Origin of the sequence: Pantoea sp. Fr-CA_6, from assembly GCF_024520895.1 — a bacterium.
Taxonomy (GTDB): domain Bacteria; phylum Pseudomonadota; class Gammaproteobacteria; order Enterobacterales; family Enterobacteriaceae; genus Pantoea; species Pantoea agglomerans.
The window spans coordinates 83,678-90,630 of the sequence record NZ_JALNPO010000015.1 but is presented as its reverse complement, the minus strand read 5'-3'; the positions used below and the strand labels follow the sequence as shown (position 1 = coordinate 90,630).

Below are 6,953 nucleotides of genomic sequence, written 5' to 3'. Positions count from 1 at the left end.
GCCCGGCAGCAGCAGAGGTGCGCTGGCCCGCACTGCGGCTGGCTCGCCCGGAAAAAAAGCTGCCACGTTTGACCGTGGCAGCCTTCACAAATCTAATCTTAACTGACCAGCATTACCGCTAAGCGGCCATGTTTTTAATCTTTCAGGTAACGGCAGAGATAGGAACTTGGCTCGCCAACCTGCAGATGAAATTCGCTGTGACCCGGCACGTTAAACACCGAACCCGCTTCAAACCATTTCCACTCGGTTTCACCTGGCAATAATACCTTAAGCGAGCCGCTGACCACAGTCATCTCCTCCGGCTGGCCGGTACCGAATGTGTATTCGCCTTCAGCCATTACGCCCACGCTGGCACGTCCGGTGCTCGCACTGTCAAAACCGATAGACTTAACTTTTCCGTCAAAATACTCACTAACGTTGAGCATAATAGTTCTCCAGAGCACATGTTGTGTGTCTGGCAGTGTAGAAGGGAACCCGCTGATCTGTCACGCGAAATGATGGCCGTTTGTGATCTCTTCACTCAGGGAAGCAACTCCGCCGCCAGGCGCGCCACCAGCTGATTAGAGAGCAGAACCGGTACGCCCAGCCGCTGCTGTAACCCTATCCGATGCTGCTGGTGATAACCCATACAGTCGAGCACCACCAGCGCTGCGCCCTGCGCTTTCAGACTGTTTGCAGCATCGGCGAAGGCTGCCTGATCGCCCTGATAGGGACTGGCGACCGCAAAGCAGGGCTGCGCGGGCAGTTGCTGCCACTTACCTGCCTGCTCAACAATCTGCTCCTCAACCGGCACGACAATGCCGACCCGCTGCTGCTGCACCATGGCGCAGATGAGCGGTGGAATCAGGCGATCCGGCTCCAGCAGTAGCGCACGCTGGGTGCGGAGCCGGCTGAATTCACCGGTGCAGAGCAGCAGAATGGTCGCATAGCCCGCCTGCTCCAGCGCACTGATTTTGCGCTGCAATCCCTGCTCCACTTTCGAGGCCGCCAGCCGCACCTGTTCGCCACTCTGCAGCCGCGACACCAGAACCCGGTCGCCCGCTGCTGGTGCGAAGCGTGCGGCAATCTCTGCCGCGCTGAGTCCATCCAGTAAACCGGCGTGATCGGTCAGCGCATCCGGCAGATGCTGCCGCAGCAGCGGCAGAATATCGCTGCGCGGAGACTGGCCGATAGTCAGCGTTACCAGTGGTTTCGTCATCTTAGTGATTCCGGTGACGCAGATGCGCCAGGCTGCCATAGAGCGAAATCAGCCGCGCATACTCTTCGGCGTCGTAGAAGTGACAGGTTCCACGACCAAACTCCTTGGCCACCTCAATGGCAAACTTCGCCGCTGCCGCAATGTCCACTTCATGGCTGGCGCCGGTTCCGCAGCCCGGCACCACCGACTCGGCAGTGATCGCCACCCCCACCACCGGCACATCCGTGGCGGTAGAAGGTTGCAGAATGCTGTTGAGGTGATAAACCCCATTGCCGTAAGGTGTAATATCCTGCGTGGTGATGGGAAAGGTCACCGCCGGACGGCCGCTGGTCATCTCCATGATGCGCAGCAGATCCTCCGAAACCCGCAGGATGTAGCCCTCTTTCACCGTCGGCGACAGGGCAAAGCCTTTGTGGTTGATAATGCGGTTACCTTTGGTGGTGTCGATTGACAGAATCGCATCCACACCCGCCACCACTTCATTATCATTCATGGTGACATCGTCAATCGGCGAGTCCATGAAATCGACCGGCAGATGCGGCCGCGTTGGCGCATCCGGGCAGATATGAGTGGTAATGATGACATCGCCATCAAGCCTGTCGCCTTTGCTCTGCATCTGCGCCAGTTTAAGCGCGCTGGCAACGGCCGCGATCGCGCCATCCGCATCTGACACCATGCCGATACGACCAGGACGAGCGCCGATGCCACCAAGGCGACCAATAATCCCCAGCGTCGGTGCACTGCCGCCGCCTGATTTGCCCTGCGTCCCCGGAATATCAATGCGCACAAAATCGGTGCGGCCTTTGGGACCGGAGACACGGGTAAAGCGGGCATCAACATCAGGATACGCCGCGAAGAGATCCACCACCTGCTGTCCGTCAATGTGGGCGCTATCCAGTAACTCAAAAACCGCCAGGGTCTGCTGCAAACTCATGCTTTATCCTTTTATTTCTTGCTGCTGCTGGCAAACAGCGAATGAAAGAAGCTGTAGAGGGCATCACCGGCAATAAAGCCTGCCGCCATCACCTCCATAGGCGACCGGCCCCGCTCGCCCCAGATCCGGATGATTACAATGCGTAAGGCGATCCCTACCACCACTGCCCAGCCCGCCATGGCGTTATTAATTAATAAACCGGTGGCGAGTAGCACGCCCAGCTGGCGTTTCGGCCCGCCGATCAACTGAATAATCGCACCCGGAATCGCCCACATCAGCAGATTCCCGGCGATACCTGGCTCAGCACCCGCCTGAATGGTTTTGGCATACACCCGCGCTACAGGCGGCAGCAGGTTGTCAGCAAAGAAGAAGGTATGGGCGTACCAGACCAGCGGAATCGACACAACAAAGGCGATCATAGCTGCGATGAGCTGAATACGACGTCCCCAGAGCTCCTGCTGCAGATCGGCACCGTTGCCGCGCAGGATAAAGCCTGCCTTCAGGTCATAACCCATATCGGCGAACGCCGGACCGGTGGCGGCGGTAAAGCCGCACAGCAGGCAGAGCGCCAGCGGTGGGAAGCCGATCAGAATGCCGATAATCAGCGTAATCAGCGCCACGGCAAAGGCCGGGAACCAGCCGGAGTGCATAGCGGCAATGCCGACAATCAGTTCATGGGCGAAAGCAGCAAACGCGGCATAAAGAACAAACAGCAGCAGCATCGCGATGCCCATCTCACTCCACAGGCCGCCCGCCAGCGCCAGCAGCGCCGAAATCACGATATAACCCACGCTGCCGAAACCCAGCGCCCGCTGCACCTCATTGCCATTACGGCTCACCACCAGCGCATCATTTTTGCGACTGCGGATCACCATCACGACCTGAATCAGCGCCACCAGACCGGCACCGACCATCACGCCATGCGGAATATAGAGCGCATTAATATCAATACCGGCCACCGGCTGCGCATAGGCACGCAGCAGAAAACCGATGCCGAGCATCGACAGCGCCCAGATATTGCCGATAAACGCGGTGCCAAAGGCGGACATCGGGATCTTCAGCATGGCACCGACGACGCCACCCACGATGCCCAGCACCAGCAGCCACGCCTGGCGTCCGCCTTTATCACCCGCTTTGATCGCTTCTGCTGCTGCAACGCCCGGTGGCCAGGCATTACTGGCCGGAAAGACGCGGGTATCAAACAGCCGATAGAGCAGCCAGGCATCCAGCAGCATCGCGGCGCTGACGCCACAGAACAGCGGCAGGACCAGTTGCGGTTCACCCAGCGCCCAGGGCACGGCAATCGGCATCAACAGACTGTTCGCCGCCCCAAAGGTAGCTGAAGAGATGGCGGTCTGCGCCAGGTTCTGGATTTCAATTGAACGATAACGGCGGAATGCCTGCAGCGGAATACGCGCCAGCAGCATGGCAAACAGCGCGCCGATAATAGAGGTGTTAGGCGTTACGCCAATGGTGGTAATCAGCTGAATGCCAATAATAGCACCCGCGATGGAGAGAAGAATTAAAACCAGTGCCACGCCAACGTGCTTAATCGGATTTACCCGTTCCATACGTCCCCGCCAGTCCTTGTCCAGAAGAAATGAAATAACGTCTACCCACCCGCTGGCCGGTTTACGCCGGTTATCAGTTTCACTGCTCTGATGCGCACAGAGATTGCAACAGCCACTGCAGATGGTCGTCCCTCCGCATGCTGAACCGATACAGGAGGCAATGAGAGACGGACACAGGCAACCGGAGTGCTGCGTAAAGCGTGGCGATCAGATTGAAAGAAAAAGGCCCGAAGGCCTTTGTTTTCCCTGGTGTGGCGAAAGTACTACGCCGATAAAAACGGTGTGAAGTTACGCGCCATATTTTTCGGTCATCTCAGTGGCCGTTGCGCGTAATGCTTCAAGGAGCTCTGACGGGAAACCCGGTTCAGACTCCATAGACGGAAACGACAGGCAGAGTGCCACCGTTTCGCCATGATGTTTGTTATGAACAATAACTGACAGCGAGCTGATGCCTGGCAGCGATTCATTTCGGGCCAGTGACCAGCCCTGCTGGCGGATCTCAGCCAGTCTGGCACAGAGTGCCTCAGGACTTTGCGGCGAGTTCGCTGATGCGACCTGCCATTGATCATGGAAGCGCGCCAGCACCTCTTCATCGCTTAACTGCGCTAACAGCGCCCGGCCGGTTGAGGTCGCGGCAGCCGGCATCCGACTGCCCGGCGGCGTGACCATTTGCGTAAAGTGACGCCCATGAAACATACGCATCACTAATACTTCCCGCCCGTCGAGCTTCGACACGTAACCCATGCAGCCGGTCTTCGCAGCCAGCCTGACCATCGCCGCTGAAACGCTGTCAACCAGCGGTGCCGAAAGATAATGTCCGGCGGCAGCCAGCAATACGCGACCAATGTGATAACCGCGCGTATCCGCATTCCGCTCCAGCAGCCCCTGACTTTCCATGGTGGCCAGCAGACGCGAAACGGTGCTTTTTGGCAGGTTTAACGCCTCAACCACCTCACTGAATGAGAGACCAACATGCCCCTGCGTCACACCTTTGTGCTGAAACAATCGAAGTACGGCGGCAGCATTTTCAAGTGTGGTCATGTTACGTGTTCCACTATATGGAACTAAGTTCCTCTGTTGGTTTGATGAAAATAAAGCGTGGCGCTGAATCGGTCAAGCGACAATTTGACTCACACAGAGATCGGCAGCAGAGAAAATAAGGGGATAAAAATGATTAGCGGGGCTTTATCTGGTGAGACAAGGAGAGTGCAGAACAGAAGCATACGCAGAGAGCATTCGACAGTAAATCTGCGTCAATTTCGCTTCTTAAATAACCCGATCGACTGCAGGTAGGAGTAAAAAGAGGCGTGGTTCAGGCACAGCGTCAGGCGGGTCAGTAATAAGCAGTTATCCGGTGTAACAGGCTGGCGTCCCTGCCAGCAGTGAAGCTTTACTCTTTTTCAACGTCTTCGTAGCGCGCTTTAGCGTCACGCGCTTCTTCTTCCGTTTCGTGCTCACTGATTAATGAATTCGGTTTGGGATGATCAGCACGCAATTCGTAAGAGGTTACTTTATTACCTTCAGTGCCCTTTTCAACAGGCACAACTTTCGCTTCACGTGGATACGGTGGTCTGGTCGGCATACTGTGTCCCTCTTGTCTGAATAACATTCCACAGGACAGGCCGCTGCCTGTCATAGGATAAGTATAGACAATGCCGTCTGAAGCGGGATCAAAGCGGGAAAAATCTGAGGGTTAGCTGGCGCGCGCCAGGGAGAGTGACAGCAGAATTTCCTCTACCACGCACTCAGGCGATTGCATCGCATTCACCTGATGATGGGCCGCAGCCTGATAGAGATGCGCACGTTCACGCAGCACATCACTCATCTCATCAGCAATCGGACGGCCGGTTAAGGTCGGACGCTGGGCCGCTTCAGGTTCACTTTCCAGCCGCTCTGCCAGCACCTCGGGTGACGCGCTAAGCCAGATCACCTGGCCCTGCTCCTGCATAAAACGGCAGTTCTCTTCAGCCAGAATCATGCCGCCGCCGGTGGCAATGACGGTTCCGGGTGCCGTCACCGCTTTAAGCGATTCCGTTTCACGGGCGCGGAAACCTTCCCAGCCTTCCTCTGCCACAATCTCCGTCACGCTCCGCTGCGTGCTGAGTTGCAGATGGTGATCGGTATCCGTAAAGGCGTAGCCCAGCGCCCGCGACAACGCCTCGCCGACCGTGGTTTTGCCGCAACCGCGAGCGCCAATCAAAAAGATGGGTAGTGACATCAGGGCCGTTCCTCCGCCTGACCGCGCGATGCGGCTGCATGGTGAGCTTATTAATGCGACGCATAATAACTGGAAATTATTATGGCCTCTACCTGTCAGGCACGATTTACGCATTTTCGTCCCCTGAACAGCGACAATCTTTGTGTTTTCAAGGGGAAATGCATGCACGTTTTGTGCATCAGGGCCGTAACAGAGCGATAAAAACTCCGCAAAAGAGCGGCTAAAATGCGTCGGCAATATTTGCTTACTGCCCCGATTTTACTTTTCACGCTGGCGCCCACATATACTGGTAACAATCGCCACAGGAGAGTCATCATGCAACGCGAAGAACAACAACTGATCGAAGGGCTGTTCAGCCGTCTGAAACAGGCTGAAAGCCAGACCGTGGCACGCGATGCCGCTGCCGAACAACTGATTAACCAGCATCTGCAGGCGCAGCCGGGCGCGCCTTACTACATGGCGCAGGCGATCCTGATTCAGGAAGCGGCGCTGAAAAAACTCAATGAGAAAGTATCGGCGCTGGAAAGCCAGCTGGCCCAGCAACAGCAGCAGCAACCTGCACAGAGCAGCGGCGGCTTTCTGTCCGGGCTGTTTGGCAGCGGTTCGCGTCAGCAGCCGCCTGTGCAGCAGCAACAGCAATCGTCACCGTGGAACAGTGCGCCACAGCAACCGGCTCAGCCGCAATATGCGCCTGCACAAGCGCCTGCACCACGCGGCACCGGTTTCCTCGGCGGCGCACTGCAGACAGCTGTGGGTGTGGCGGGCGGTGTGGTGATGGCCGATATGCTGACCAGCATGTTCCACCATTCACAGCCGGAAGAGATTGTGAACATCATCAATGAGCCACCCCTGCCCGATGTGAATGACAATCTCAACACCTTCAACGGTGGCGATGACAATGCCGATACCTTTAACGGCGGTAACGACAACGCCTTCCTCGACCAGAATACGGGCTGGGACAGTAATTATGCCGACAACAGCGATCTCAATGATTTTGGCGGCAACGATTACGACGACGACAGCTTCGTTTAA

The 6,953-nt window shown here is 56.8% G+C and carries 8 protein-coding genes; 1 reads left to right on the top strand and 7 read right to left on the bottom strand.

The genetic code is table 11. From position 1 onward, the window contains the following. Positions 1 to 134 precede the first annotated feature (134 nt). From ppnP to aroL, 7 genes are all read right to left on the bottom strand, one after another. Positions 135 to 425, bottom strand: a complete 291-nt coding sequence (ppnP, locus tag NR201_RS20330) for a pyrimidine/purine nucleoside phosphorylase (RefSeq protein ID WP_009091800.1) — start codon at positions 423 to 425, stop codon at positions 135 to 137. A gap of 95 nt (positions 426 to 520) precedes the next feature. Continuing rightward, entirely contained in the window at positions 521 to 1,198 is a 678-nt protein-coding gene (locus tag NR201_RS20325; RefSeq protein WP_256850112.1) for an AroM family protein, read from the bottom strand. A 1-nt stretch (position 1,199) separates the two neighbouring features. Then, positions 1,200 to 2,132, bottom strand: a complete 933-nt coding sequence (locus NR201_RS20320) for a DUF1177 domain-containing protein (protein ID WP_010671177.1) — start codon at positions 2,130 to 2,132, stop codon at positions 1,200 to 1,202. A gap of 11 nt (positions 2,133 to 2,143) precedes the next feature. Then, on the bottom strand, positions 2,144 to 3,703 hold the full coding sequence (locus NR201_RS20315; RefSeq protein WP_010671176.1) for an OPT/YSL family transporter: 1,560 nt from the start codon (positions 3,701 to 3,703) through the stop codon (positions 2,144 to 2,146). 288 nt (positions 3,704 to 3,991) lie between these two features. Beyond that, entirely contained in the window at positions 3,992 to 4,744 is a 753-nt protein-coding gene (locus NR201_RS20310) for an IclR family transcriptional regulator (protein ID WP_010255274.1), read from the bottom strand. A 349-nt stretch (positions 4,745 to 5,093) separates the two neighbouring features. Beyond that, positions 5,094 to 5,285 (bottom strand): YaiA family protein, encoded by a 192-nt coding sequence (locus NR201_RS20305; protein ID WP_010255272.1) that lies wholly within the window; start codon positions 5,283 to 5,285, stop codon positions 5,094 to 5,096. Positions 5,286 to 5,396: 111 nt separating this feature from the next. Next, complete coding sequence (aroL, locus tag NR201_RS20300) at positions 5,397 to 5,921, bottom strand: shikimate kinase AroL (protein ID WP_010255270.1); 525 nt, start codon at positions 5,919 to 5,921, stop codon at positions 5,397 to 5,399. 315 nt (positions 5,922 to 6,236) lie between these two features. Between aroL and NR201_RS20295 the strand changes: the two genes are divergently transcribed. Further along, complete coding sequence (locus NR201_RS20295) at positions 6,237 to 6,953, top strand: DUF2076 domain-containing protein (protein WP_010671175.1); 717 nt, start codon at positions 6,237 to 6,239, stop codon at positions 6,951 to 6,953.

Excerpts from the sequence above, each read along its gene's own strand:
- ppnP (WP_009091800.1), bottom strand. The coding sequence starts at position 425 with ATGCTCAACGTTAGTGAGTATTTTGACGGAAAAGTTAAGTCTATCGGT.
- NR201_RS20325 (WP_256850112.1), bottom strand. The coding sequence starts at position 1,198 with ATGACGAAACCACTGGTAACGCTGACTATCGGCCAGTCTCCGCGCAGC.
- NR201_RS20320 (WP_010671177.1), bottom strand. The coding sequence starts at position 2,132 with ATGAGTTTGCAGCAGACCCTGGCGGTTTTTGAGTTACTGGATAGCGCC.
- NR201_RS20315 (WP_010671176.1), bottom strand. The coding sequence starts at position 3,703 with ATGGAACGGGTAAATCCGATTAAGCACGTTGGCGTGGCACTGGTTTTA.
- NR201_RS20310 (WP_010255274.1), bottom strand. The coding sequence starts at position 4,744 with ATGACCACACTTGAAAATGCTGCCGCCGTACTTCGATTGTTTCAGCAC.
- NR201_RS20305 (WP_010255272.1), bottom strand. The coding sequence starts at position 5,285 with ATGCCGACCAGACCACCGTATCCACGTGAAGCGAAAGTTGTGCCTGTT.
- aroL (WP_010255270.1), bottom strand. The coding sequence starts at position 5,921 with ATGTCACTACCCATCTTTTTGATTGGCGCTCGCGGTTGCGGCAAAACC.
- NR201_RS20295 (WP_010671175.1), top strand. The coding sequence starts at position 6,237 with ATGCAACGCGAAGAACAACAACTGATCGAAGGGCTGTTCAGCCGTCTG.